Raw genomic sequence first — 25,513 nt, 5'->3', positions numbered from 1 at the left:
AAATTTTAGCATACTGCCGCGGATTGTAAAAGGATTCGACGCGAAAAGCCAGTGTGGAACGCCTTTTTCTGCCACTAACTGACAGTCGCCACGCCATCAGTGGGTAAGATCGCCAGTTCCAAGACGAGGCGGTCGCGCAACGTCAAGCCATTTTCAATGATGACTTGCGAATAAGTCGTCGTAAAATAATCCGGTTCGACCGCCACTACCCGAAAGCCGACCTGCTGATAAAGATAAAGTTGCGTTAAACTGGTCGTCCCCGTAGCGATCCGCACGGTCTGATACCCGTGTCCAGCCGCCCACTGCCGGGAAAATTCGAGAAGTTGCCGACCATATCCCTGTCGCTGTTTTGCAGGAATAACCGCAATTGTCATGATCTCTACGACTTGCTTGGATTGGGGACACAACACCACGATACCCGCCAAACCGCTGTGATCACTGGCCGCATAAATCGTACTGTGCGGTAAGTACGTTGCCAGCAACTGTCGACTAGGATCCGCCAATAACAAGAGTTTCAGTTGTTCCGGCGTTGGTGTTGTCGTTTTCTGATAGGTTAATCCCATAATCATTTCTCCGTTCCGTCAAAAAAATCGCCACGACAAATTCGCAGCGATCTAATCCCTTACTTGTTTAACTGCGCCTTAACGGTCTGGTTGACCATGGCACCATCGGCCTTGCCCTTAACCTGAGGCATCACGACGCCCATCACCTTACCAAAGTCACTCATGCCGCTTGCAGAGACCTTAGCAATGCTGTCAGCAACGATTTTAGCCACGTCGTCTTCACTCATTTGCTTAGGGGCATACTTTTCAACAATGGCGATTTCGGCTTTAACGCCGGCAACCAAGTCATCGCGATTGCCCTTTGCAAATTCTTCCATGGATTCCTTACGTTGCTTCAACTCACGAGAAACGATCGTCAATTCTTCGTCAGGGGTCAAATCATGGCCTTGCTTGACCTTTTCGTTGGTCAAAGCCGCCTTCATCATCCGGATAACGTTCAATGACAACTTGTCGTGGGCCTTCATGGCCGTCTTTAAATCAGTGTTGAGTTGGGTTTCTAAACTCATTTCATTTCCTCCTAAAAATCATGGTTACTATCTAGTCTACACCTTATCTCGCGACCCGTCAGGTAAAGTTAACTAAAGGTTGAAAGATAAAATTCAGGCCCCATCTCTGTAATGGTAAGCTTTCGTACCGTTAAACTAGTCCAAGTTGGCGCAGGACGGCTGCCAGGGATTCCGCCTGCCGTGGGAACGCTTCAGCCTGGAAGAACACCAGTCTTCTCGCTCGGCTGGGGCCATCCCTGGCCTCCCTGTGTTTTATCACGACAACGGCTGTAAACCACAGCTACCTGGCATTTTTGAATTCAACTGATAACAACCAACCGTTACGATTATTCTCAGAGTTGTCTGAGAACACAATGTAAGCCGAGAGGTCAGCAGATATGAGTTCAGGCGCGTCGTTCTACTTAGTCAGTAAGTGATCTGCTTACTGGCTTAGTAGACTCGTGGTTTGCGAGGCTTCAAATTGTGTTCACACCGATCCAGCTCATATCTGCCGGCCGGTAAGGCGACTTAACCCCTGTGTCGCCTACTTTTAGAGCAACTGTTGTTGGCAAAACAGGTATGAGCGGTGCTTTGGCAGTTTCAACCTTTAGATTGTCATTCTCGTACGAATCAGTTACGCTAGACCTAAATACGAAAGGAAGTTTTGTTATGACCGATATGCGGGCCATTGGCTTTACGCAAAAGCTACCGATTACGGACGAAAAAAGTTTTATCGAATTTTTTGAACCCAAACCAACACCAACGAAGCACGATATTCTCGTCAAGGTGATTGCCACCTCGGTCAACCCAGTCGATACTGGCGTTCGGCGGGGAATCCAGCAAGCCCTGGCGACCCCTAAAGTAATTGGCTGGGATGCTTATGGTGTCGTGGATGCCGTTGGCGAAGCTGTGACGCTATTTCAACCTGGTGACCGAGTCTTTTACGCTGGTTCCTTTAAACGCCCCGGAACGGACAGCGAGTACCATTTGGTCGACGAACGACTCGTAGGCCACGCCCCGACTCGTTTAACGGCCGCTGAGATTGCAGCGGTCCCGCTAACTTCTTTGACGGCGTGGGAAGCCCTGTTTGAACAAATGCACCTGTCGTTTGACGATACCACCGCCAATGCTGGTAAGACCCTGCTCGTCATCAATGGTGCTGGTGGTGTTGGATCCATGGCGACCCAGCTGGCCCATCTCGCTGGCTTGACGGTCATCGCCACGGCTTCACGTCCCGAGACCATCGCCTGGACGAAGGACCACGGTGCCGATGCCGTGGTTAATCACCGCGAAGACGTTGTTGCTCAAGTTCAGGCACTCGGGTATCCCACCGTCGATTACATTTTAGAGCTCAGCAATCTCAATCAGCACTGGAACGAAATCGTCTCACTGATTGCCCCCAGTGGCACGATTGTTTCCGTCACGGGAAATGATACCCCAATTGACTTACGGGCACTAAAACAAAAGCGGGCCACCTTCGCCTGGGAGTGGATGTACACCAAGTCCTTCTTTGAGACCCCAGACATGATCAGCCAACACGACATTCTCGAACGAGTTCGTGCACTGCTGGATACGGGTAAATTAAAGTCGACGTTGACCAAGACTTTCACGCCTATCAATGCCACCAATCTGCGTGCTGCTCACGCACTGGTCGAATCCAATCGCATGATCGGTAAGGTCGTCCTCACCAACGAAAAGTAAGCATAAAAAAACGCAGGACACGTAAATGTCCTGCGTTTTTTTAGTTAAATTGCAAAAAGAGCTTAGAAACGCTTCTTCTTAGCTTTACGCTTACGCGCAGCTTCTGATTTTAACTTTTTCTTCACACTTGGTTTTTCGTAAAATTCACGTTTACGGTATTCTTGTAAAGTACCGCTACGGGAAACCGTACGTTTGAAGCGCCGAAGAGCGTCGTCAAAAGACTCGTTTTTGCGAACGACTGTCTTTGCCATATAAAATTCCCTCCCTCCGAGCACAAGTAATAACGTCGGTTGGAACTTGTCCACCGGCGTAACGGTTCTTAACTATTATACATAAACACCCAAAGTACGTCAATAATGCCAGCAAATAAAATTTGAACCGTTTTCGTCTACGGGTTAAACTAGAAGAAAACGTCAGAGGAGTTGCCCGCATGCCGCAAATCAATATTTTCGTCATATCTGATTCATCCGGTGAAACCGCCTTAACCGTTGCCCAGACTGCTGTTTCCCAGTTTCCTAGCGTCAAAGCCAGTTACCAACGGTTCCCCTTCATCCAAACAGATTCCATCCTAGAAGGGATCTTAAACCTGGCCAAGAAGCAGCGCGCCATGATTTTTCATACGTTAGTCAATGCAAAATTAAGTCAACACGTCCGCGAATTCTCGACCGCCAATCAATTACAACAGTTCGACTGTATTCAACCAGCCATGGCCGTTCTGCACAACGCAACGGGCTTAGACCCCGAAGGTGTGCCGGGATTAGTCCACAATCTAAATGACACGTATTTCGACCGTATTGCCGCCATGGAATTCGCCGTGACCTACGATGATGGTAAGGACCCCGCTGGCCTGTTAAAGGCTGACATCGTCATTTTGGGCGTCTCACGGACCTCTAAGACCCCACTATCCTTGTTCTTAGCCAACCGGAATCTCCGGGTCGCCAACCTACCGCTGTCACCCAAGACGCAATTACCACAAGAACTCTGGCAAGTCGACCCTAAGCGTATCTTTGGTCTAACCAACCGCCCAGAAATTTTACGGAAGATTCGTCAAGAACGTATGATTTCTTATGGCTTGCCCGCAGATAGTGCTTATTCCGATACCCAAAAAATTACGGAGGAGCTCGACTACGCGGCTAAACTTTATAAAAAAATTGGTTGTTTAGTCATCGATGTTTCAAATAAGTCGATTGAAGAGACGGCCACGTTGATCATGGAGAGTGTGGATTACGATTTAATTCCGCATCCACTGGCCGATTAACCATCCAAATAGGAGCAGTGCTCGTGACTCAGTTCAGTCACCCAGCGCTGCTCCTATTTTTTCATCAGGCATAATGCCCACAATTTATATCCCTTAATCTTAGCCAAAGATAACTTAACACACTATTCTCGTGTCAAGAATTCATCGACCGGTTTCTCTGCCAACACATCAGCTTCTAAATTCGGATTAAATTTCTGCGCCTTCAGCATGGCCACCTCATAGCCATGTGGATTGACCCCATGTTTCCGATCTGGCCCCATCACCGGAGTCTCCATAATTTTAGGCACTTGTGTCAGTTGTGGATGATGCGCAACCGCATTTAAAACATCAAATCCCAATGTCCCCAGTCCAATATTAGTGTGTCGATCCTTGTGACTGCCTTGTGGATTCTTTGAATCGTTCAAATGAATAACCTTTAACTTATCAATTCCCAGCACGTGATCAAACTCATTGAGTACGCCGTCAAAGTCATCCGCAATGGCATACCCCGCATCACTAGTATGGCAAGTATCAAAGCACACTGACAAGCGGTCGTTGGCCGCCGTAGCAGCCATAATAGCGGCTAGTTCTTCAAATGTTCGGCCAACTTCGGTTCCCTTACCCGCCATCGTTTCCAAGGCGATCTGAACGGGGGCCTGCGCCGCACCTAAAATCTCATCGAGACCCTTGGCAATTTGCGCAATGGCGGCGGGGGCCCCTGCTCCCACATGGGCACCCGGATGAAGAACGATTTGTGTCGCGCCGATAGCCGCCGCGCGTTGAACTTCCGCCGTTAAAAATTCTACGGCAAAACCATAATTTTGGGGCTTCACCGTATTTCCTAGATTAACCACGTACGGCGCGTGGACCACGACAGCACGTTGGTCGTGAACAGTCATGAATGCCTTGCCCGCGGCAATGTTTAACTCGTCAATCGGCTTGCGGCGTGTATTCTGCGGCGCACCTGTATAGACCATAAAGACATTTTCGCCAAAACTGGCGGCTTCTCGAGCCGACCCCAGCAACATGTCCTTTCCCTTCATACTGACGTGGGAACCGATTAGAAATTCTGCCATTTTAAACTTCCTTTCCGTTAACAATCACCTGTGCGACCTGCTGACTAGCCGTGCCATCTTCCCATTCACAGAATTTGTGATAAAAGGCAGCTTGGCGGTCATGATAGTCAGCAAACTCACCGGCGGTTCGCCAAACGTCAAGTTGCTGGTAAAAAGCTGACGCCGTTGTGACTAGCGGCCCGGGAATCTCCCGTTCGTAGTCGAAATAAAAACCGCGTAATTGGTCGCGATAGTGCGCCAAATCATAGGCAAAGAATAACTCTGGCCGTTTTAAATTAGCAAAGTCAAACATGACCGATGAATAGTCCGTGATCAGCAGATCTGAAATCAAATAGAGCTTAGCGATGTCCGTATCGGCTAACACCGTCACGCGGTCCTCAAAACCATGAATATCGATGGCATCCTTGACCAAGTAATGGGGCCGAATAATCAGATGAGTCGTTGCTGGTACATGCTGAAAGAATTCGCCCAGATCGAACGGAAGATCAAACTGATAGACGCCGGGGCGCACCGCCATGTCGTCTCGCCAGGTCGGTGCGTACGTCACGATTGGTCCCGTCACCGCGCCCAGCAAGTCTTGTTTCAACTGCCGAACCCGCTCGCTACTGGTCGTATAGAGAACGTCATTCCGTGGATAACCAATCGACAAAAATTGGTTGTGAAAGCCAAATGCCGACTTGAAAATATCCTGTGAGTACTGGTTCGGTGCAATCAGGTAGTCCCAACGACTAGCGGCCGTGACGAACTGCTGGTGATACTCGGTCGTCGTGGTTCCCGGAATCGCAACGTGTTTGATATCGGCACCTAATTTCTTCAGTGGGGTACCATGCCAAGTCTGGATTATTTGTGTCTGCCGATTCTTGTGCCACCAGTTGGGTAAGCGGGAGTTCAAGACCCAGAATTCGGCGCGTGCCATCAAGCCCACCCACCTTGGCGTGAAACGCTTGACCAACTTAATTTCTGGATATTTTGCCTGCAATGTTGCATACTCACGCGGTTTCACACTAAAATATGCCGTCTGAGCGTATTCTGGGTGGGTCTTTACCAATTCACGGTAGATGGCCGCCGGATTATCATTGACGTCCTTCCCGTTAAAACTTTCAAACATCACGAGCCGTCGCTTAATGGGTAAACAAATAAGCCCATCGTTCAACACGATGAGCCCATAGCGAGCAACGAGCTTCAATGACTGAATAATGTGACTTAAACCATTCGCCATTTGAGGTTGCCCCTTTCAATTAGATTAAATCAACGAAGCGTGACCGGAACTTGTAGTGTAAGTGTGAACCAATCAACAGCACAAAGAACACGAACATCCAAAATTCCAGCGTTAACATTGGGTGTTGCCAGAACCAACCAGTCCCAATAAAGGATTCCCGGAAACCATTAACAATGTAATAGTAAGGGTTCAACTCAAGTAAGTGAACAAATGGTGCTGGGAACGATGTCGTCACGAAGTTAAATAGCACCCCTGACACGTAGAATAACATCCGCATCACGGACTGAAGCAGGATATGGTAATCCCGGACCAGCACACTGATACATGAGTTCAAGATACCCAACGCCACCAATAAGCAGATCATGGCGAAGAAGTAGTAGATCCACTGGAACCAAGATACCTTCGGATAAACACCATTTAGCAACCCGATGAAGATAGAGAAGACCATCATCGTCCAAAAGGAACTCAGATTACTGACAATCTTGATCGTTGGTAATGCCGAAACGGGGAACTTCATCTTAGCGACCATGTTGACCCGTTGGTAGATACTCTTAGAGGCATCCAAGGTTGCCCGGTTCATGAAGAACCACGGTGTGATCCCGATAACCATCCAAGGCAGGTAGCCAACTCCATTTAGGGGTTGACCATGCTTGAGACCGACACCGAAGACTAACCAGTAAATTGCGATTTGAATTAACGGATATAAGTATTCCCACGCCAATCCTAAGTAATGACTCTGATAGCTTGCTTGATCCTCATAGCGGGAAATCCGAAAAATGATCCCGATACTCGAAATTTGTTCTTTGAATAAGGTCATGACCTCTTTCAAGGCACTGCACTCCTTTAATTAATCAGTTAATAATGCCACGTAGGTTGCCACGACACGACTCGTCGCCTGGCCATCATTGGCACTATTCCAATGTTGATTGAATTGTGTAAAGTCAGTTGGCGCATCCTCAGCAATTGCTGCCGCCAAGTGCTGACTGTCGGTCAGTGCCGGACTCGGCAACCAATCGAATAAATCGTCCTGCACACCGGGATCTTGCGAATACGTTGGCAGGTCGAATAGGTAAAACAATAAGCTGTGGGCATTTGGTAAAAGGCTGTAATCAAACGCCACGGAGGAATAATCCGTTACCACGGTCTCCGCCACCGTTAGCAAGTCAATCGTACTCAGTTGCTGGGCAACGACGACCTGCTGACCCAGCTGCGACTGTAAGGTCGTTGCTTGATTCGCTAACACGGGATGGAGTTTGACGACAACCCGGGCATCGGGATCGGCGCGCAAAGCCCGTGCCAAATCAGCCGGTGGTGTAAACGTCACACCATCGCGATAAGTCGGAGCATACAAGATGACCCGGTGCCCCGTTAATTCCGGTGCTAGGCGGGCAACCCTTGCGCGTGCTTGCGCCACCCACTCTGGATTAGCCAATCGATCCGAGCGTGGATACCCCAACACGTGCATGCGGTCCGCAGGGACATGGTAACTTTTCGCAAAGACCTGGCCCATCGCTGCGGCCCCCACCACGTAATCATCGAACTGATCGTACACCGCTTGAAACCGCCGTTGATCACTCTGTGAGCGTTGCGCTGTCGTTGGATCGTCCCAACCAAAGCGCTTGATTGCTCCCGCCGCATGCCACAATTGGACGATTCGCATGCGCTTAGGATGATGAAGTCCCCCGAGGAAGGCGTAATAGTTATCGCAAAATAACACGCGCGCCCGCATAATGGTCGGAATTCCCTTAAAAACAAACCGCAGGTCATCACGAAACGGTTGAACGGTAATCCCCGCCGCAGCTAGCTCTTGTGCGGCCGTTTCGTGCGCCGGACGATAAAAAACGACCAACGTCCGGTCAGCCGGCAATGCCATAGCCAATGCCTTGATGAAGGGAAGATTGTCCCCGAAACTCATCAGGTAGACCACATTTTGTTGACGGCGACCCGCACACAGTAACGACATGAGTCGTACTAACCATAGATAAATCTCTTTCACGCTAATCACCAATATCACTTATTTTTCGCAGTCCATAACACCGAGAATTATACCACATCTCCCTATGGAACCTAGCGATTTTTAAGAACCTTTAAGAAACACCGCGGAATTTCCCCCGAAAAGAAACAGGTTTTACGGGGAATGCCGTAAAACCTGTTAACTGAAAATTCGTTGTCACTACCATTTCGGCTCATAAAAGTGTCCCAAGACCTTAACCGTGTCAGAAATACTAACAAAGGCTTTAGGATCAGCCTCTTCCATGGCCGTCTCTAAGGCGTCCATTTCGTAACGGGTGATCACCGTGAACAAAATCGTCTTTTCATCGTGCCGATAAGCCCCTTCTGCACCATGGACGATGGTAATTCCCCGGCGCATGTGGTTTTGAATGCTATCAATTACCGTTTTGGGCCGATCCGTAATGACCATGACCTGCATCCGCTGTTGACGCGTAAAGGTCATATCAATGACTTTGGCGTTAACAAACAGCCCCAGTGCAGAGTATAGCGCATACGGCCAGCCGTAAACAAATCCCGCACTAATGACGATCAAACTGTTAAAGGCAATGTTGATGGTCCCCATACTACGACCCGTTTTCCGCCGTAACACGATGCCAATGATGTCCAACCCACCGGTCGAAATTCCATTTTTCAATGCAAATCCCGTCCCGAAACCGTTGACCGCGCCCCCAAAAATTGCACAGATAATGGGGTCACTGGTTAAATGAACCGGTTGGATCACCCGAATCATCACTGACGCAAACAGAACACAAATGAAGGTGAAGACCGTGAAAGACTTTCCAATCTGCTTCCAAGCTAGGAAGAACATGGGAATGTTGATCAGAAACAGGCCCAGGGCCGTTGTAATATGAAATGCCCCCAACCCAGCCGTCAAACTATTGACCAATTGGGCTAACCCGGTAACTCCGGAAGAATAAATATGACCGGGCGTCCAGAAAAAGTTCACCGCAATTGACACTAAAACCCCGTAGAAAAAAGCAACGGAGAATTTTGCCGTATAGGTATGCCGTTTTAACAACTGCTGCACATCATCCATGATTTAAATACCGACCTCGCTTATATCTTTAATTATCCTTTATACTATGCTCGGCCTAGTATAGCATTTAATCGCCGCCACGGCCACGGCAAATACCGGGTTTTATCGTCTTCTAACCTTTCTGCCAGTGACTTTTGACAAAGGCGTCGCGGCCACCTGCTTCCTCAGCAGCAAATCGTTCTGGATTCTTCTTGTAGAATTGTTGATGCCGTTCTTCAGCCGGAAAGAATGGTTGAACGACTTGAATCTTCGTCACGATGGGCTGGTCAAATTGTTCACGTGCCTGCAGCGCCGCCCTAGACTGTTGCGCCGTTTGGGCTTGTGCCAGGCTATTCACGAAGATTACCGGTCGGTAGTTGCTGCCACGGTCTTGAAACTGGCCAGCGTCATCGGTCGGGTCGGTTTGCTGCCAATAGAGGTCAACCAGTTGGCCGTAACTGACCACTGCAGGATCGAACCAGATTTTAACGGCCTCCGTATGACCAGTCCACTGTGCCTTGACCTGTTCGTAAGTCGGATCGGTCACAAACCCACCGGTATACCCTGACAGCACTTTTTTAATTCCTGGAAATTCATCGAATGGCCGCACCATACACCAGAAACAGCCGCCAGCAAACGTTGCAGTTTCAATTTCACTCATCATAATCACTCCATTTTCTAATGTCCTAATTACACGACTTTTTCGTGGTATCGTCAAGCCCTTCCTTTACTGGAAACCGCAAAAGTGGTGTTAGTTGACGTTTGGGCGGCACGTGGTTTTCGTGGCCTCAAAGCAAGCGAGCAGACTGGTGTTCTGCCAGGCTGAAGCGTCCCCACAGTAGCCGGCCGGAGCGCACTCAAATTAGACTAATTTAACGACGCAAATACTTACCGATACCGGAACGAGTATTTCGTCTTTCAACCTTTAGTTTCACTCAAAAAGAGGTAGCCACAACCCGCCAAACTGGCAAATTGCAACTACCTCTCATTAAATTTCAAGTCCGTTCAATTAAGCTTCAGGCTTGTCTTCGTCCGCAATCAACAGGTCGAGGTCAAGCAACTGCTTGTCGGCAACCGTCGATGGGGCTTCCGTCATTGGTTCCGTAGCCTTCGAGTTCTTAGGGAAGGCAATCACGTCGCGGATGTTGTCGCGCTTAGCAAGCAAGCGGGCAAACCGATCCAACCCAATGGCCAGACCACCATGAGGCGGGAACCCGTAATCCAAGGCTTTGAGCAAGAATCCAAATTGCTTTTCTGCTCGTTCAGGCGTAAAGCCTAAGGCCTTCAACATCTTCATTTGCAGTTCGCGGGTATGAATCCGAATGGACCCCCCACCTAATTCCAACCCGTTCAAGATGATGTCGTAACTTTGTGCGTAGGCCTTGTGTGGGTCTTCGCCATCGTTTAAGTAGTGAGCGTCCCCTTCAGCAGGCATCGTGAATGGGTGATGGGCAGGAACCCAACGCTTCAAGTCGACATCGTAATCGAATAATGGCCAGTTGACGATCCACAGGAAGGCCCACTTGTTTTGATCGATCATGTCTTGTTCCTTGGCAATGGCAACCCGCAGGTAACCTAAGGTCTGAGCAACGACTCGCTTAGAATCGGCTGCAAACAGTAGCAAGTCACCACTCTTAGCGCCAGTCGCTTCGGTGATCTGCTTGAACCAGTCGCCTTCCTTGAAGAACTTCGCAATTGGACCGCTGAAGCCATCATCGGTCACCTTCATCCAGGCCAAGCCCTTAGCGCCGAAACGTTCCACGTATTGACCATACTTGTCGATGTCCTTGCGGCTGTACTTGTCAGCACCACCGGGAACGGCGATCGCCTTAACTTGACCACCGTCAGCAACGGCACCAGAGAAGACCTTAAAGTCGGTGTTGGCCATGATAGCAGACAGGTCCTTTAATTCCATTCCGAAACGAACGTCCGGTTGGTCGGTCCCAAAGCGTGCCATGGAGTCATCCCAGTCCATACGTTTGAATGGTAGCTTCACATCAACGTTCAGGGTATCCTTCATGACCTTGGCAATCAAGCCTTCGGTCAGGTCCTGAATTTCTTCGGCAGTTAAGAAGGACGTTTCCAAGTCAATCTGCGTAAATTCAGGTTGACGGTCACCACGTAAGTCTTCATCACGGAAGCAACGGGCGATTTGGTAGTACCGATCGAAGCCCGCACCCATCAACAATTGCTTAAACAATTGTGGTGATTGTGGCAAGGCGTAGAAATGCCCCTTGTAGATCCGAGAAGGTACCAGATAGTCTCTGGCCCCTTCTGGCGTGGACTTCGTCAAGTCTGGCGTTTCGATATCAATAAAGCCATTCTTGTCAAAGTAACTGTGAACGGACTGTACGATCCGGTTCCGTAGCAACAGGGATTTTTGCATCTCTGGCCGGCGTAAATCTAGGTACCGGTACTGGAGCCGTAAGTCATCGGAAGCATTCACGCCATCTTTAATTTCAAATGGCAATTCCTTGGACTTGTTCAACAGGTTAATTCCCGTAACACGGACTTCAACCTTCCCCGTCTTCATGTCAGGGTTAATTTCTTTAGGCGCCCGGGCAACGACTTGACCTTGCACTTCGATAACGTATTCGCTCCGTAAGTGTTCAGCGACGTCTAAGGCGTCCTTGTCATATTCTTCACTGAAGACCAATTGGACGATACCTTCGCGGTCGCGTAGATCGATAAAGATCAAGCCACCCAGGTTCCGGCGCTTTTGCACCCAACCCTTTAAGACGATGGTTTGATCCAGATATTGTTCATCGACCAAACCAGCGTATGTGGTCCGTTTCAAATTCTTTTCCATTATTTTCCCCTCTTATTTTGCCGTAAACTTTGTGGTCACGACGTTTTGGAAATCTTGATAAATGTCAGCCAATGGCACGCTGATCTCTTCACCACTAGCCATAGACTTTAAGTTAGCCGTTTGATTGGCTAATTCTTGATCGCCGATGGTCAAGGTGTAAGCCGCGTTCAACCGGTTAGCCGTCTTGAACTGGGCCTTAGGCTTACGACCCAGGTAATCCCGGTCAGCCGTTAACCCGGCCGTCCGAATAGCCTGAACGAGTTTTAACGTTTCCAGTGAGGTATCGTCACCGATTCCCACAACGTAAACGTCTAGTGGATGGTCATCTGGAATGGCAACTTTTTCAGCTTCCATCAATAAGACCAGGCGTTCCACCCCTAAGCCAAACCCAACGCCAGGCATTTCGGGACCGCCAAGTTCTTCGACCAAGCCGTTGTACCGGCCACCGGCCAGAACGGTCGTGTAGCCTTCACCCAATGCTGGGGAATCCGCCATGATTTCAAAAATGGTGTGGTTGTAGTAATCCAACCCCCGGACCATCGTGGCATCGACGTCATAGGCGATACCTAAGGCGTCCAGACTTGCCTTGACCCGGTCAAAGTGCGCCGTGGCTTCTGGCGTCAAAAAGTCCAGAATGGATGGCGCATCAGCAACCAGCTCTTGATCGTGCTTATCCTTGCTATCCAAGACCCGCAATGGGTTCTTGTGTAGCCGCAACTTGGAGTCGTCACTTAACTCATCGAAATGCGGTTCCAAGAAATCGATCAAAGCCTGCCGGTAAGCCGAACGGGTCTCTTGATCACCTAACGTGTTCAACGCTAAGCGCAAGTGCTTCAACCCCAGTTGGTTCAGCAGATTCATCCCTAAGGCAATGACTTCCACGTCTAATTCAGGCGCGTCACTCCCAAAAGCTTCGACCCCGATTTGGTGGAATTCCCGTTGTCGGCCGGATTGTGGCCGTTCGTAACGGAACATTGGTCCCATGTAGTAGACCTTGTAAGGTTTAGTCGTTTCGGGACCGTACAACTTATTTTCAACGAAGGCCCGGACAACTCCGGCAGTTCCTTCAGGCCGCAAGGATAAGTGCCGGTCACCCTTGTCCTTAAAGTCGTACATTTCCTTGGTCACGATATCGGAGGTGTCCCCCGAAGTCCGTGAAAAGACTTCAAAGTTTTCAAACATTGGCGTCCGAATTTCTTTGAAGCGGTAGTTAGCAAACAACTGACGGGCAGTCGCTTCAACAAATTGCCAAGTCTCAGAAGTCCCTGGTAAAATGTCGGCCGTTCCCTTTGGTCGTTGATAACGCATGAGCATTCTTCCTCTCTTCGTTTGCAGAAAATAAAAAACGCCCCTGTCAATTGACAAGGGCGCAGGTATGCACGGTACCACCTTTAATAAAGTTCTCTGCAGGATAACGTTGCAAACGAATGACGACAAGCGCCATTAGCCTCAAAAGTGTCTTCAAAGTTACACCGTTAGTCGCTCTCAGCTACGCGACCTCTCTGGAAACGGGCTTTCTTCTACTGTTCTCTCTCACTGGCAATCTATTTTATTCTTCCTAAGAATACTGAAAATGGCTTGAAAAGTCAAGGCGTCCTAAGAAAATGATCCGGTTTATTTGAAGAAACTAAGGTTTGAAAGTTCCACGGTACCGGTCATGTTTGTCCTAAACAACATGGGACCCCCAATACCAACAATCTCGTTTCATTTCCAGCCCCTTTTCCACCATAATTTAACCAAGACGCAATTTCTTTCGTGGTATAATTAATTCTAATTTGACGAAGGAGACACAGTATGCACTTTAAACCTCAAAACTGGGTGGGCTTGGTCACCAGCCTCGCCATTCTCTTAGTGGCTGGTGGTCTGCTCTTTGCCTTTACTCAGCACAACGCCGTCACCGCCACCGTTAGCAACCTGAACTTGCGCGATGGTCCGGGACTGACCTACCAAGTGACCCATAAAGTTAAAAAGAATAGCCGCTTAACCATTTTAAGTGAAAAGAATAATTGGTATCACGTCCGCGACAGTCATAACCATTTTGGTTGGGTCGCCAGTTGGTTAGTCGATCATCCGGGCAATCTTAAACGGGCCACCAACCTGTCGGAAGCTACCATCGTCTTGGATCCTGGCCACGGTGGGAGTGACTCAGGCGCCCTGTCGATCGATCAGAAACACGATGAGAAGACCTACACGCTCCAATTGGCAACTAAAGTGGCCAAACTATTACGGGCCCGCGGTGCACACGTCATCATGACCCGTTCAAGCGACAAAACGGTTAGTCTTGCTGACCGGCCGGCACTTGCCAACACCAATCAGGCCAGTGCCTTTATCAGTTTTCACTTTGACTCAGCACCCAGTGACAACCTGGGATCCGGGACCACCACTTACTACTATCACCGGAAAACGTCCTACGCGCTTGCCCAAGCCGTCAATTCACAGATGAACGATCTTCCTTTGACCAACCGGGGCGTAGAATTTGGTAACTTCGAGGTCATTCGCGATAACAGCCGGCCATCCCTGTTACTGGAAATGGGTTACATCAACACCAAGAAGGACTTTACCGAAATTCGCAATAGCAGGTACCAGCAGCACGTGGCCACCCGTGTCGTCGCTGGCCTCAGCAACTATTTTAAGTCGGCCTCCTAAGCAGTTACCGGCTTAAAACCTAATACCAGTAGTATTTTTAATCTTTAGAAAGAAGCGCGACAATATATGACACTCACAACGGCTTGGTTAGCACAACTCCCACTGCCACAGATTACGGCAGCAACGCCCGTGGCTGGTGGCGACATCAACCTTGCCTTTCGTTTAACTACGGCAGAGGGGCCGGCATTTCTGCTGGTTCAACCCCAGACGCCAGCTGACTTTTACAGTCACGAGGTCGCTGGTTTAAAAGCCTTGAGTCAGGCCGTCAACGTCCCTGAGGTTCTTGCGACCGGCAATATTGACGGCGATGCCTATCTCGTCTTAGAATTTCTGACAACGGGCCACGGCAGCCAGTATGATCTCGGTCAAGCCGTTGCGCGGGTTCATCGCGTGACAGCACCACAATTCGGCTTTGATCAGGACAACTTGGTGGGGAAGCTCCCCAAGCACAACGACTGGCAGGATGATTGGTCGACTTTTTATCTGCAGCAACGCCTCGACCCACTGGTTCGGCGGGCTCAACAACACGGTTTGTGGAACGACCGACGCCAGACAGCCTATGACCGCGTTCGGCAACATATTCTGACCGAAAACGCCGGGCGACATATCGTCCCCTCACTACTTCACGGCGATCTCTGGTCCGGCAACTACCTTTTTACCAGCGAAGGCACCCCCACACTGATCGACCCCGACGTTCTCTATGGTGACCGTGAATTCGACATCGCCATGACCACCATTTTTGGCGGTTTCAGTGCCGACTTCTACCGGGGATATCAAGACAGTTATCCCTTTGACACGGGCTATGCCGACCGGCTCCCGCACTACCAACTATATTACTTACTTGCCCACCTGAATCTCTTTGGTGAAACGTATGGTGGCGCCGTTGACGAGATCTTATCTCGTGGCTAATTCCACGTAAAAAGGCTCACGACAAGCAGTCCTTGTGTATGGACAACTTATCGTGAGTCTTTTTGAGTTACTCCGTCATTAACCAATCCCGCAAGTCGTCGTAATTGATCACCCGAATCTCCGGTTGACTTTCATCGACAATCAGATGTTCGGGGTCAAACAGTGCCCCAGCCATACCAGCCCGATGCCCCGCCGTGACGTCCAAGTTTCGGTCACCGATCATGATCGCCGTTTTAGGGTCGACTTGATAGCGTTGACACAGCGCTAGAAGACTCGTTGGGTCAGGTTTGCGCGGATAGTTGTCATCGGCCGTCACCGCGCCCGTAAAGTTCTGGGCTAGGCCTAACTGGCCTAAACGGTCCATGGCCCGGTGATCCTTATGCGTCAGCAGAAAGTTTCGACCCCCGTTCGCCGTGATCTGGGCCAGCAACTCGCCGATTCCCTTAAAGGCTTGCGCATCCTTTAGTCGTGGCGCCGCCTGCAGTCGATAAATTTTTTCCAACCGTTCCCGATCAAGCTGATACTCCGCTGAGAAACGTTGTAGGGCCGTTCCCAGACTGTGTTGCCGCATCGTCTTATAGATTTCTTCACCGTCGATTTCAAAATCGTTGACCCCAGATGCCACAAGGGCTTCCCCAAAGGCGGTGACCATCCCCGGGTACGTGTTCACTAGCGTCCCGTCGAAGTCCCAAAAGTACTGCTGATAACGCATGATTTTCCTCCTAAAAAGCGGCTAGTTTCCTTCACAGAAGCTACCCGCCATTTTTAATCTATTTTGCATCCGTATCGAACCAAATCGTTACTGGTCCATCATTAACTAGGTCAACCTGCATGTCGGCCCCAAAGACACCCGTAGCGACCGTGAGTCCCGTCGCGGCTAATTTTTCATTGAATTCTTCATAAAGGGCCTTGGCGTGCGTGGGTTCTCCGGCCGCAACGAAACTCGGTCGGTTACCCTTCTTAGTGTTGGCGTACAACGTGAATTGTGACACCGACAGCACGCTACCGTGAACGTCGGCTAGACTTAAATTCATTTTGTCCGCGTCGTCTTGAAAGACCCGCAGCTTACTGATCTTATGCACCAGATAGTCGACCTGTTCACTGGTATCGCTATCTTCCGCAGCAACTAGTAAGAGAAACCCTTGATCGATGGCGCCATGAACCTGGCCGTCGATGGCCACGCTGGCACGACTGACTCGTTGAAGCAAGACTCGCATGCTAACTCACCCTTCTGATCTAATGGAACGCCCGTTTAACCACGTAGACGTCCGGAATGTTTTTAATATTATCTAAGATTCGTTGCAATTCTAATTGATTACGCGTTCCTAAACTGATGGAAATGGTGGCCATCTTATTGTGGTCGACCTTCCCATTGATCGACGTCAAGTACTTGGTATTGTTGTTGATAGTCCGTAAAACATCGTTGAGTAAGCCATTACGATTGTAACCCTGGACCTCAATGTCAGCGTTGTAATTGGTCTTGTCGCCAGCCATGTCGCCCCAGCGGACCGCCACGATCCGTTCGCCATTCTTTTCAGCATTACGGACGTTCGGGCAATCCTTCCGGTGAACCGAGACCCCGCGACCCTTGGTAATGTAACCAACGATGTCATCGCCAGGAACGGGTGAACAGCAATGACTCAGCCGAATCAGCAAATTGTCAACGCCTTCGATGACCACGCCATCGGAGTCCTTATTCTTGCGATCCTTCTTGTCATTGTCGTTGTCGTTCTTGATTGTCTGGTGTTCTTCCAGCAGCTCGCGTTCTTCACGGCGACGACGTTCATCTTCAGCAGCCTGGCGAACGCCTTCGGTCAAGCGGTTAGCGACCCCGCGGGGCTGCATGTCACCAAAGCCAATAGCCGCCATGAGATCATCGGCGTGTTGATAGTGCATCTTCGCCGTGACCTTATCCAAGTTCTCCTTGGTCATCAGCAGCTTGGGATCGTATCCCAAGTCGCGAATCGTCCGTTCAACCGTTTCCTGACCCGCAACGATATTTTGCTCCCGGTCAGTCTGTCGGAAGAACTGTTTGATCTTATTTCGTGCCCGGCGCGTTGATACTAGTTTCATCCAGTCTCGACTTGGCCCGGCAGAACTGGAGGACGTCCGAATGTCAACGATATCCCCGTTCTTGATCTCATAGTTCAACGGCACGATTTTCCCATTGATCGTTGCCCCGGTCGTGTGGTGGCCAACCTCAGTGTGAATCGCATAGGCCATATCCAGCGGCCCCGCACCCTTGGGAAGCTCCAAGACATCCCCCTTGGGCGTGAAGGCATAGACGTGATCGCCGAAGAGTTCCCCCTTGACGCTATCCATGAAGTCTGACGCATCATCTGTGTCTTCTTGCAGTTCGATGATGTGCTTAAATAAGTTCAGTTTGTCACCGGAATTGGTCTCTTGGACCTTGTCCTTGACGCCTTCCTTGTAGGCCCAGTGCGCCGCAACCCCATATTCAGCCACAGCGTGCATCTCTTTGGTCCGAATTTGGACCTCAAGTGGCTTGCCCTCTGGCCCAATGACCGTGGTGTGCAACGACTGGTACATGTTGGCCTTCGGCATCGCAATGTAGTCTTTGAACCGCCCAGGCATGGGCTTCCATTGCGAGTGAATGGCCCCGAGCACCGCGTAACAGTCCTTAATGGTATCAACGATTACTCGGATTGCTAGCAGATCGTAAATTTGACTAAACTGCTTATGCTGGTCCTTCATCTTACGGTAAACGGAGTAGATATGCTTCGGCCGACCATAGATCTCTGGCGTTAGTTTGAGATCCTGAATGGACGCCTGAATATCCTTGATTGCCCCCGCGATATATTGTTCCCGCTGATCTCGCCGCGAATTCATCAGGTGAACGATCCGGTAATACTGTTGCGGGTTCAAGTAGCGCAGAGAAATATCTTCCAGTTCCCACTTGATGGTGCTGATCCCTAACCGGTCAGCCAACGGTGCGTAAATTTCAAGCGTTTCGTTCGCAATCCGCCGTTGCTTATCCGGCCGCAAGTGTTCTAGCGTCCGCATGTTGTGCAGCCGATCAGCCAGCTTGACGATCATGACCCGAATGTCCTTAGACATGGCTAGCAGGAGTTTACGGTGATTTTCCGCCAATTGTTCCCGGTTAGACTTGTATTTGATTTTTCCTAACTTGGTCACACCGTCCACAATCAATGCCACGTCGTCGCCAAATAGCTCCTGCACGTCACTCAGGGTAACGCCCGTATCTTCCACGATGTCATGTAAGAACCCAGCCGAAACTGTTTCGGGATCCATGTTCAAGTCGGCTAAGATTCCTGCCACCTGAATAGGATGCATAATATAGGGTTCGCCGGATTGACGCGTTTGGTCTTTATGCGCGACCGTTGCAAAATGGCAGGCTTTGACCACCATTTCAACGTGTTGTGCATTCATATATTTACCGACTCTGGCAATTACTTCTTCAGCCGTCCAGACACGTTCTTTGGTCATATTGGACGCCACCACCCTTAGATTTAAATTATGATTTCACTTCAATTTTCGTTTGCGTTAACCCGTACCCCAAGTAAGACAGGCACAGATAAACCACGGCAAAGTACAACGTGTACTGTGGCAGGAACCAATAAGCGCCAATCAGGTAGATCAGTGGCCAGATCAAGAGCCACCAACCAGGTTGCGTGTGCCGATAGATGAGTCTCCCCAACCAAATAGCCAAGCCACCATTTACAACTAGCAACAGACCGCCAAAGCGCATGACCGGACTAATATTCAGCCAGGTTGCCACTGCCGGGAGTAAGAGACCCATAACGATACCGATTAGCCAGTACCGCCACCCCAATTTATTTAAAACTGCCATCTATCTCTCACCTATCTCTCTTTATATTGCAATTATTTTAGCATGTTTCAGGTGAGATTTCACCCTGTTATCTCGGTTGTTGCAGCTCCAAGACCGTTGAAACCGCTGACAGGAGAAATAACGGGGCCGTTTCCGTCCGTAAAATGCGGGGACCTAGCCCCACTAAGACGGCCTGTGCCGCCTGTGCCGTTTGGACTTCGACCGGACTAATACCGCCCTCCGGACCAAAGATAGCTAGTAAGCTTTGACCCGGCTGAATGGCCTGTAGCTGTTGGTTTAATGCACTTTGTTCGCCTTGTTTGGCCGATTCTTCGTACGCCAATACCTTCACATCGGCTGGTCGTTGAACCACTTCCGCGAGGTTCTTGGCGAAGCTGACCTCGGGCCGCCGCAAACGATGGGCTTGCTCGGCAGCACCATGAGCAATCTTAGTTAGGCGCGCTAACTTTTTCACAACTTTATTAGGTTGCCACTTCGCCACGGACCAGTCCGCCGCGTAAAAGATGATGTGCTCGACGCCAAGCTCGGTTGCCTTTTGCGTGATCCACTCTGCTTTTTCTTGTTTCGGTAGACCACAGGCAATCGTCACTGAAACTGGTAGCTCAACGGTCGGGGTAGTCACCGCCGTCAACGTGACGGTTGCGGGGTCTGCCGCATCGAGCTGACCATGAAAGAGATGCGCCGTATTGTCCACAAACTCCGCCACAGCACCGGGTTCGGCCCGTAAGACGGTCACCCAATGATGGGCAATCGATGCCGGCAATTCCACGTGATCACCGGTTTGATGGGCTGTTTCTAAAAAATACCGTTGCATCGTCTATTCATCCTCCGTTGGCTTGTGCGCAATCACGCCGCGCCAATCTTTCATTTGTAAAATGTTATCAATAATAAAGCCCTGCTTTTCCTGTGCAGCCACGATTTCATTCAATTTATCCGCAATAATACCCGACGTCAGGAAGTAACCCCCAACGTTTAAATTCTCCCAGGCTTGGGGAATCAATGGCAAGATAATTTCGGCCAGAATATTCGCCACGACCAGGTCGACCGGCTGATGAATCCCTTTAAGCAGATCATTCGGCTTAGCAACGATATCCTTTGCAACGGGGTTCAAATCTAAGTTTGTCTTGGCAGACCGCACGGCAACGTCATCTAAATCAAAAGCCGTAATCTGCTTCACGCCCAAGTATTTCGCAGCAATACTCAAAACGCCGGAACCCGTCCCGACATCGTACATCGTCTCGCCACCGCGAACGACCATTTCTAATGCCGTCATTGAAAGTCGCGTAGTTGGATGCGTTCCCGTTCCAAAGGCCATCCCCGGGTCGAGACGAATCACATGTTCATCGGGTTGGACTGGTTGATAATCTTCCCAGCTAGGACTGACCGTCAAATAGCGCGTCACGCGAACCGGATGGTAATACTTTTGCCAAGCAGTTGCCCAACTCACATCATCGACTGCCTTCGTTGTTACGGTCCCCGGCGTTGGATCTAACCCAAATTTCGTCAGATCACTGACCCGTTGCTTAATCGTCGGTAAGATTTCGGGAACAAAGATCGTTTCCGGATAGTAGGCGCTGATTTCGGCCCCACTGGTACGGTGTGGAATCGTCTTCAGATCAACGATTTCACCGTACTTACCAGCCTTGAGATGGTCATAATCGGCCGCATCATCGATTTTGACACCACTGGCCCCGGCTTCTTGCAAGATATTGCTAACGGCTTCCACCGCTTCATTCGTGGTAATAACACTCACTTCGGTCCATTGCATGTGACTTGTTTCCTCCTTATTAATGACAGTTTCTTCAATTAATTTACTAAATTTATAGTGACGCGCAAATAAGTTAGCATTTTCTTCACTTTGAGATGACCAAACCTCAGTTTCAACTCGCAACCTTTATTTATCAGTTTAAAGGTCGGCCGCTGGGAGTGCAACAGTCACAGCTCAATTTAACGCCTTCTATAGAAAAAGAGCTCATGACAACGCAAATTGTCACCAGCTCTCCGCTAAATTAAAAAATTGATAGAACGGCCTTAAACTTTTTCGGTATCGGTCGTGTGGTCAGTGTCTTGCTGCCCGCGGGAAATGTGCGATTCTAAATAATCTAGCATATCCGCTTCGTTTTGAAAGACACGTGGGTGTTTTTGCTTGTGCAGTCGCAAATCAATCTCGTTAATTCGCTGACGGCCCGTCCACGTATGACCATAACGAATGATTACCCGATTATTGAGCGAATCTTGACCGAATTTAAAGACATAAACGCTCTCTGGCGCCATCAGTGGTCGAATATACGACTTTTCGTAACGATAGTTATGTTGCCGTAAGAACTCTTTGGTTCGACTCAGCATGGTAATCACCTCCTATAATGACAATCTACTCGGTTCCCCAAACATTTTAAAACCACTTCGGTTGTCCCAAACGGGTTAAAATGTATCAATAATTGATAATAGTTGATTTTAAAATGGAATGCAAGCAAAACGTTTGTTAGGGCCCACTTTTTAGGCACCAATGTAACAGATTTCAGGCATTCCCGAACCACTTTGAAACCACTTTGAAACCACTTACAATTATAGCACACTCCCCTTTAGTTTCTGAGCAAAAAGCTAAGATTTCCGTGAAATTCTCACCAGCGTTTTGGTTGCTTTTTATAACTTAATCGTTAAAAATAGAAGGTAACCGTTATCGACAATTAAAGGAGGAAGCACACGTGTTAAAAGAGTTTAAGGAATTCATTGCCCGGGGCAACGTCATGGACTTGGCCGTTGGGGTGATCGTCGGGGCAGCCTTCACCGCCATCGTTAAATCACTGGTCGACAATCTGATTAACCCATTACTGGGAATTTTTATTGGCAATATTGATTTTTCCAATCTCGTCTTAACTATTGGTAGCGCCCACTTTAAATATGGGGCCTTTATCAACTCCGTCATTAACTTTTTGATCATCGCTTTTGTCGTCTTCCTATTGATCAAATTCATCAATAAACTGGTTCCTAAAGCACCGGAAGAGCCGGAGGAAGATGAAGCCCCCTCACAAGAAGAGGCTTACCTCAAGGAAATTGTGGAACTGCTGAAGGAAAAGAAATAAATTGTCTGTTAATCGGTCGTCCCCTGGTCATCTGGACCAGCAGACGACCTTTTGTTTACCGGCAAAATTAACTGTGCGTAAAAACTACCCTTAAATTTTTCCAATTGCCCATTCTTTACCAAAAAAGAAAAAGTAAGCATTGCAAAACCCCCGCTACGCTCATAAAATTAGTGTTGGGCATTTATTATTTGCCACTCATTGTTAACAGCTAAAGCTGAAAACTTATTGTTGAGGGGGTCATCTTATCATTTGGAGCATTCTGTGGATACTGGTATGGGCTGGTGTTGCCTACTGGGCCTTTCGCCGACCACATCAGCATCACAGGCGTCACCTACTGGTTGGAATCATCAGTGTCATTTTAGTGCTGTCTGGTGGCTTTTATGCGATTGGCACGGCTAATGCCAAGCCCCAGACAATTGTCACCACTAAGACGGTTCGCGTTGGCACACAGCGTTTAGCTAAAGCTAGGGCAGAATCCAAACGGCTGGCAGCTACAGCTAGTCGCCAAGATGACGCCAGCATGGCCTTGGCCGACAAAATCAGCGCATCATCCGCTGCATCGACCAAAGCCGCGACAAGTGCTCGGCAGGCTAGTCAGCAGGCCAGCCGGCGTTCCAGTCGCCAAGCTGCGTCAGAACGTGCCGCCGCATCTAGTCAGGCGGCAACGGCAACGAGTCGAGCGGCAGCGACCAGCAACAGTCACACCGCAGCTCACGCTAAGGGCGACCTCGACACACGTAAGACCGGTAAAATTATCGGCAATCGGAACTCCAAAATTTATCATACGCCGGACCAAGCAGGTTACCACATGAATAGTAGTAACGCCGTCTACTTCCAAACGGAAGCACAAGCCAAGGCGGCCGGCTATAGAAAGGCACTGCGCTAATGAAAAAAATAACAGTTTTGACGTTGGCATTGTTCAGCACCTTCGCTATCGGTGTCAGCGGTTGTGCCCCTACTAAGTCATCGGCCCAGGCGACCACGAGTACCAAAGTCGTCTACGACCATTCACCCGAGAAAAAGGCCGCTAAGCTGGAACAGGCCAACGCTGCCGAAAAAGAACGATTATCCAGTCAAAAGGAAGACATTTCTCAACAGCAAGTTTCATACGATCATCAGCGTGCTGCGACCAAGTCCCGGGCTAAAAAGACTGCCAAAAAAGGGCCAACCACTACCCCAGCCACGACCAACCTGGCAACGCTGACTTACAAGGGGCAACAGGAAATCACCATTGACCACAACAATCCGCATTTTAGTCGGGCACAACTCTCAACGAAACGCGGGCCATGGCAAACTTACCACAATCTCGATGGTTATAATCGGGTCACTGGGGCGGCCGCCCTGCTGAATCGTGCGTTGATGTCCAGTGCCAAGCGTGAAGCTTTAACGGTTGACCCCACCGGGTGGCACAACAAGCGCACGCATCACGGGTGGTTGTACAATCGCAGTCACCTAATTGGTTATCAATTTACCGGACAGAACAATAATCCTAAGAACCTGATGACTGGCACACGAACTTTGAACAACCCTAGCATGCTGCACAACGAAATGGACGTGGCTGCTTACTTGAAAGCCAGCTCGCGTCATTACGTTCGTTACACGGTGACCCCCGTCTTCAAGGGCCATGAACTCGTTGCTCGTGGTGTCCAGATGCGGGCCCAGTCCGTTGGTTCCAACGCAATTCGCTTTAACGTTTACATTTTCAATATCGAACCGGGCTACACCATTGATTATGCGACTGGCTATAGTCAGGCCGGTTAAACGATCGTCCAATTGCTGACGACGCAAAAAGCTGTCACCACTACATATTCAGGGAGGATAAATCTTATGAAAGCATTACGTCGCGCCGTGGCGCTCATCGCAGTCTCGTTTACGCTGGGGGGCGTGGTTGAACCGCTGACTGCCCCCACCACGACTGCTGAAGCCAAGGCCACCAAGGTTTGGATTGCACCGCACCACGGGAAAAAGTACCACTATACTAAGTACTGCCGGGGTCTGAATCACGCTGGCAAGCTCAAGCATGTCACCTTGAAATGGGCTAAGCATGCCCACTACAAACTGTGTGGCTGGGAAAAATAAGATCAACCATGGGGGAGCGCCTGCGTTCCCCTTTTTGTATCCAACAACTAGTGCTATTCGGACTAGCCAACCGGCCAACATGTAAAGATACCTTACTATTGTTCGTTAAAATGCTATACTGATAAAAGATGCAATTTCTCAAAGATAGGGAAAAGTTTTCATTAAACTTTTGGAAATTAAGCACGAGATAAAGAGGTCGAACAGTTATGAAGGAAAAACAAGCGGAATTTACAAAGACGGACTGGCAACGTGCCCAGACGGCGGTATTCAATGAATACGACCGTTTTGTCAAGCAGCTACATGTCGAGGGCGTTGACTACACGATTCTGCAAGCCCGTCGCATTGTGATCTACCAGGATCTGATTGAAGAATGGAAACATAATGTGCCCACACTCATGACCGACTTAGAGGACAACGCGCAGGCGTTAAGTGTCTTCACGGACTTGGCCGAAGATGGTCAGAGTCATCTGCTCGACCGGTGCGCAAAGAAGATGGAAGTCTGGCCCGACTACATCCCCTCACCACTGACCATTTGGCTAGAATTAGCCGAAGACGTCGAACGCGAATCCTAAACGTAGGAATAGAGTGGGCCATCAGGCGGTTTGTTTGCGAGCATTAACGTGAGAACAGGACTTATGCCAAGACCGGGCATAAGTCCTGTTCTCGGGTTAAGCGCAACAAACTGCCTGGTGGCGCACGTTTTGACACAATAATGGCCAAAAATAAAGTCAGCTTTTTCAGTCCTCTGTGCTATAGTCCCCTTAAGGTTGACAGATGAAAAACAATAATTCATCTATTAATCTTAAGGGGATTTTATTATGCCTAGAACCAGATTCACACCTGAGG

At 49.4% G+C, this 25,513-nt stretch carries 27 protein-coding genes; 9 read left to right on the top strand and 18 right to left on the bottom strand.

Annotation, left to right across the window (positions count from 1 at the left end):
* Window positions 1-74: 74 nt before the first annotated feature.
* Together FAY32_RS11010 and FAY32_RS11005 are read right to left on the bottom strand one after the other, a co-directional pair.
* Window positions 75-563 carry a GNAT family N-acetyltransferase gene (locus tag FAY32_RS11010; RefSeq protein ID WP_158727587.1) on the bottom strand — a complete coding sequence of 163 codons (489 nt, stop codon included), beginning with the start codon at window positions 561-563 and terminating at the stop codon, window positions 75-77.
* A gap of 59 nt (window positions 564-622) precedes the next feature.
* On the bottom strand, window positions 623-1,069 hold the full coding sequence (locus tag FAY32_RS11005) for a GatB/YqeY domain-containing protein (RefSeq protein ID WP_143463484.1): 447 nt from the start codon (window positions 1,067-1,069) through the stop codon (window positions 623-625).
* A gap of 657 nt (window positions 1,070-1,726) precedes the next feature.
* Between FAY32_RS11005 and FAY32_RS11000 the strand changes: the two genes are divergently transcribed.
* Window positions 1,727-2,749, top strand: coding sequence for a zinc-binding alcohol dehydrogenase family protein (locus FAY32_RS11000; RefSeq protein WP_191988185.1), 1,023 nt, complete (start codon window positions 1,727-1,729; stop codon window positions 2,747-2,749).
* 62 nt (window positions 2,750-2,811) lie between these two features.
* Here FAY32_RS11000 and rpsU read toward each other — a convergent pair whose 3' ends face one another.
* A complete protein-coding gene (gene rpsU / locus FAY32_RS10995; RefSeq protein ID WP_011667518.1) occupies window positions 2,812-3,000 on the bottom strand; it encodes a 30S ribosomal protein S21 in 189 nt (62 codons plus the stop codon).
* 179 nt (window positions 3,001-3,179) lie between these two features.
* On the opposite strand from rpsU, the gene FAY32_RS10990 reads away from it, so the two are divergent.
* Window positions 3,180-4,007, top strand: a complete 828-nt coding sequence (locus FAY32_RS10990) for a pyruvate, water dikinase regulatory protein (protein ID WP_143463482.1) — start codon at window positions 3,180-3,182, stop codon at window positions 4,005-4,007.
* 122 nt (window positions 4,008-4,129) lie between these two features.
* On the opposite strand, the gene FAY32_RS10985 is transcribed toward FAY32_RS10990, so the two are convergent.
* The 8 genes from FAY32_RS10985 to hisS form a co-directional block, all read right to left on the bottom strand.
* On the bottom strand, window positions 4,130-5,062 hold the full coding sequence (locus FAY32_RS10985) for a deoxyribonuclease IV (RefSeq protein WP_143463481.1): 933 nt from the start codon (window positions 5,060-5,062) through the stop codon (window positions 4,130-4,132).
* Window position 5,063: 1 nt separating this feature from the next.
* Entirely contained in the window at window positions 5,064-6,281 is a 1,218-nt protein-coding gene (locus FAY32_RS10980; protein ID WP_143463480.1) for a CDP-glycerol glycerophosphotransferase family protein, read from the bottom strand.
* A gap of 19 nt (window positions 6,282-6,300) precedes the next feature.
* The gene (locus FAY32_RS10975; protein WP_143463479.1) at window positions 6,301-7,110 is read right to left on the bottom strand and encodes an ABC transporter permease; all 810 of its coding nucleotides are present in this window, start codon (window positions 7,108-7,110) and stop codon (window positions 6,301-6,303) included.
* A gap of 18 nt (window positions 7,111-7,128) precedes the next feature.
* Entirely contained in the window at window positions 7,129-8,286 is a 1,158-nt protein-coding gene (locus FAY32_RS10970) for a CDP-glycerol glycerophosphotransferase family protein (protein WP_225428339.1), read from the bottom strand.
* 168 nt (window positions 8,287-8,454) lie between these two features.
* On the bottom strand, window positions 8,455-9,330 hold the full coding sequence (locus FAY32_RS10965; protein WP_125575863.1) for a YitT family protein: 876 nt from the start codon (window positions 9,328-9,330) through the stop codon (window positions 8,455-8,457).
* A gap of 112 nt (window positions 9,331-9,442) precedes the next feature.
* A complete protein-coding gene (gene msrA, locus FAY32_RS10960) occupies window positions 9,443-9,970 on the bottom strand; it encodes a peptide-methionine (S)-S-oxide reductase MsrA (RefSeq protein WP_143463478.1) in 528 nt (175 codons plus the stop codon).
* Window positions 9,971-10,318: 348 nt separating this feature from the next.
* Window positions 10,319-12,106 carry an aspartate--tRNA ligase gene (gene aspS, locus FAY32_RS10955; RefSeq protein WP_143463569.1) on the bottom strand — a complete coding sequence of 596 codons (1,788 nt, stop codon included), beginning with the start codon at window positions 12,104-12,106 and terminating at the stop codon, window positions 10,319-10,321.
* 24 nt (window positions 12,107-12,130) lie between these two features.
* Complete coding sequence (gene hisS, locus FAY32_RS10950; protein ID WP_143463477.1) at window positions 12,131-13,426, bottom strand: histidine--tRNA ligase; 1,296 nt, start codon at window positions 13,424-13,426, stop codon at window positions 12,131-12,133.
* Window positions 13,427-13,912: 486 nt separating this feature from the next.
* Here hisS and FAY32_RS10945 point away from each other — a divergent pair, with 486 nt between their 5' ends.
* Window positions 13,913-14,764 (top strand): N-acetylmuramoyl-L-alanine amidase, encoded by an 852-nt coding sequence (locus tag FAY32_RS10945; RefSeq protein WP_143463476.1) that lies wholly within the window; start codon window positions 13,913-13,915, stop codon window positions 14,762-14,764.
* A 66-nt stretch (window positions 14,765-14,830) separates the two neighbouring features.
* Window positions 14,831-15,673: a fructosamine kinase family protein gene (locus FAY32_RS10940; protein WP_143463475.1), complete on the top strand. Its 843-nt coding sequence runs from the start codon at window positions 14,831-14,833 to the stop codon at window positions 15,671-15,673.
* 67 nt (window positions 15,674-15,740) lie between these two features.
* On the opposite strand, the gene FAY32_RS10935 is transcribed toward FAY32_RS10940, so the two are convergent.
* The 7 genes from FAY32_RS10935 to FAY32_RS10905 all read right to left on the bottom strand — a co-directional run bounded on the left by FAY32_RS10935 (window position 15,741) and on the right by FAY32_RS10905 (window position 21,851).
* The gene (locus FAY32_RS10935) at window positions 15,741-16,385 is read right to left on the bottom strand and encodes an HAD-IA family hydrolase (RefSeq protein WP_143463474.1); all 645 of its coding nucleotides are present in this window, start codon (window positions 16,383-16,385) and stop codon (window positions 15,741-15,743) included.
* 58 nt (window positions 16,386-16,443) lie between these two features.
* Window positions 16,444-16,890, bottom strand: coding sequence for a D-aminoacyl-tRNA deacylase (dtd, locus tag FAY32_RS10930; RefSeq protein ID WP_143463473.1), 447 nt, complete (start codon window positions 16,888-16,890; stop codon window positions 16,444-16,446).
* A gap of 19 nt (window positions 16,891-16,909) precedes the next feature.
* Window positions 16,910-19,141, bottom strand: coding sequence for a RelA/SpoT family protein (locus FAY32_RS10925; protein WP_143463472.1), 2,232 nt, complete (start codon window positions 19,139-19,141; stop codon window positions 16,910-16,912).
* 28 nt (window positions 19,142-19,169) lie between these two features.
* Entirely contained in the window at window positions 19,170-19,505 is a 336-nt protein-coding gene (locus FAY32_RS10920; protein WP_143463471.1) for a hypothetical protein, read from the bottom strand.
* Window positions 19,506-19,572: 67 nt separating this feature from the next.
* Window positions 19,573-20,319: an RsmE family RNA methyltransferase gene (locus FAY32_RS10915; protein WP_143463470.1), complete on the bottom strand. Its 747-nt coding sequence runs from the start codon at window positions 20,317-20,319 to the stop codon at window positions 19,573-19,575.
* Between the two features lie 3 nt (window positions 20,320-20,322).
* A complete protein-coding gene (prmA, locus tag FAY32_RS10910) occupies window positions 20,323-21,273 on the bottom strand; it encodes a 50S ribosomal protein L11 methyltransferase (RefSeq protein ID WP_143463469.1) in 951 nt (316 codons plus the stop codon).
* A 263-nt stretch (window positions 21,274-21,536) separates the two neighbouring features.
* Window positions 21,537-21,851 (bottom strand): hypothetical protein, encoded by a 315-nt coding sequence (locus tag FAY32_RS10905; RefSeq protein WP_143463468.1) that lies wholly within the window; start codon window positions 21,849-21,851, stop codon window positions 21,537-21,539.
* Window positions 21,852-22,210: 359 nt separating this feature from the next.
* Here FAY32_RS10905 and mscL point away from each other — a divergent pair, with 359 nt between their 5' ends.
* The 5 genes from mscL to FAY32_RS10880 all read left to right on the top strand — a co-directional run bounded on the left by mscL (window position 22,211) and on the right by FAY32_RS10880 (window position 25,239).
* The gene (gene mscL / locus FAY32_RS10900) at window positions 22,211-22,588 is read left to right on the top strand and encodes a large-conductance mechanosensitive channel protein MscL (protein ID WP_143463467.1); all 378 of its coding nucleotides are present in this window, start codon (window positions 22,211-22,213) and stop codon (window positions 22,586-22,588) included.
* 361 nt (window positions 22,589-22,949) lie between these two features.
* On the top strand, window positions 22,950-23,474 hold the full coding sequence (locus FAY32_RS10895) for a sunset domain-containing protein (protein WP_143463466.1): 525 nt from the start codon (window positions 22,950-22,952) through the stop codon (window positions 23,472-23,474).
* Window positions 23,474-24,349 carry a DNA/RNA non-specific endonuclease gene (locus tag FAY32_RS10890; RefSeq protein ID WP_143463465.1) on the top strand — a complete coding sequence of 292 codons (876 nt, stop codon included), beginning with the start codon at window positions 23,474-23,476 and terminating at the stop codon, window positions 24,347-24,349. Before FAY32_RS10895 ends, FAY32_RS10890 begins: the two co-directional genes overlap by 1 nt.
* 66 nt (window positions 24,350-24,415) lie before the next feature.
* Window positions 24,416-24,667: a hypothetical protein gene (locus FAY32_RS10885; protein ID WP_143463464.1), complete on the top strand. Its 252-nt coding sequence runs from the start codon at window positions 24,416-24,418 to the stop codon at window positions 24,665-24,667.
* Between the two features lie 206 nt (window positions 24,668-24,873).
* Window positions 24,874-25,239: a hypothetical protein gene (locus tag FAY32_RS10880; RefSeq protein ID WP_143463463.1), complete on the top strand. Its 366-nt coding sequence runs from the start codon at window positions 24,874-24,876 to the stop codon at window positions 25,237-25,239.
* Window positions 25,240-25,513 lie beyond the last annotated feature (274 nt).

Origin of the sequence: Levilactobacillus enshiensis (assembly GCF_007115095.1) — a bacterium.
Classification (GTDB): Bacteria; Bacillota; Bacilli; order Lactobacillales; family Lactobacillaceae; genus Levilactobacillus; species Levilactobacillus enshiensis.
Note: the sequence above shows the minus strand (reverse complement) of the source record. Positions and strands in the feature narration are given on the sequence as shown.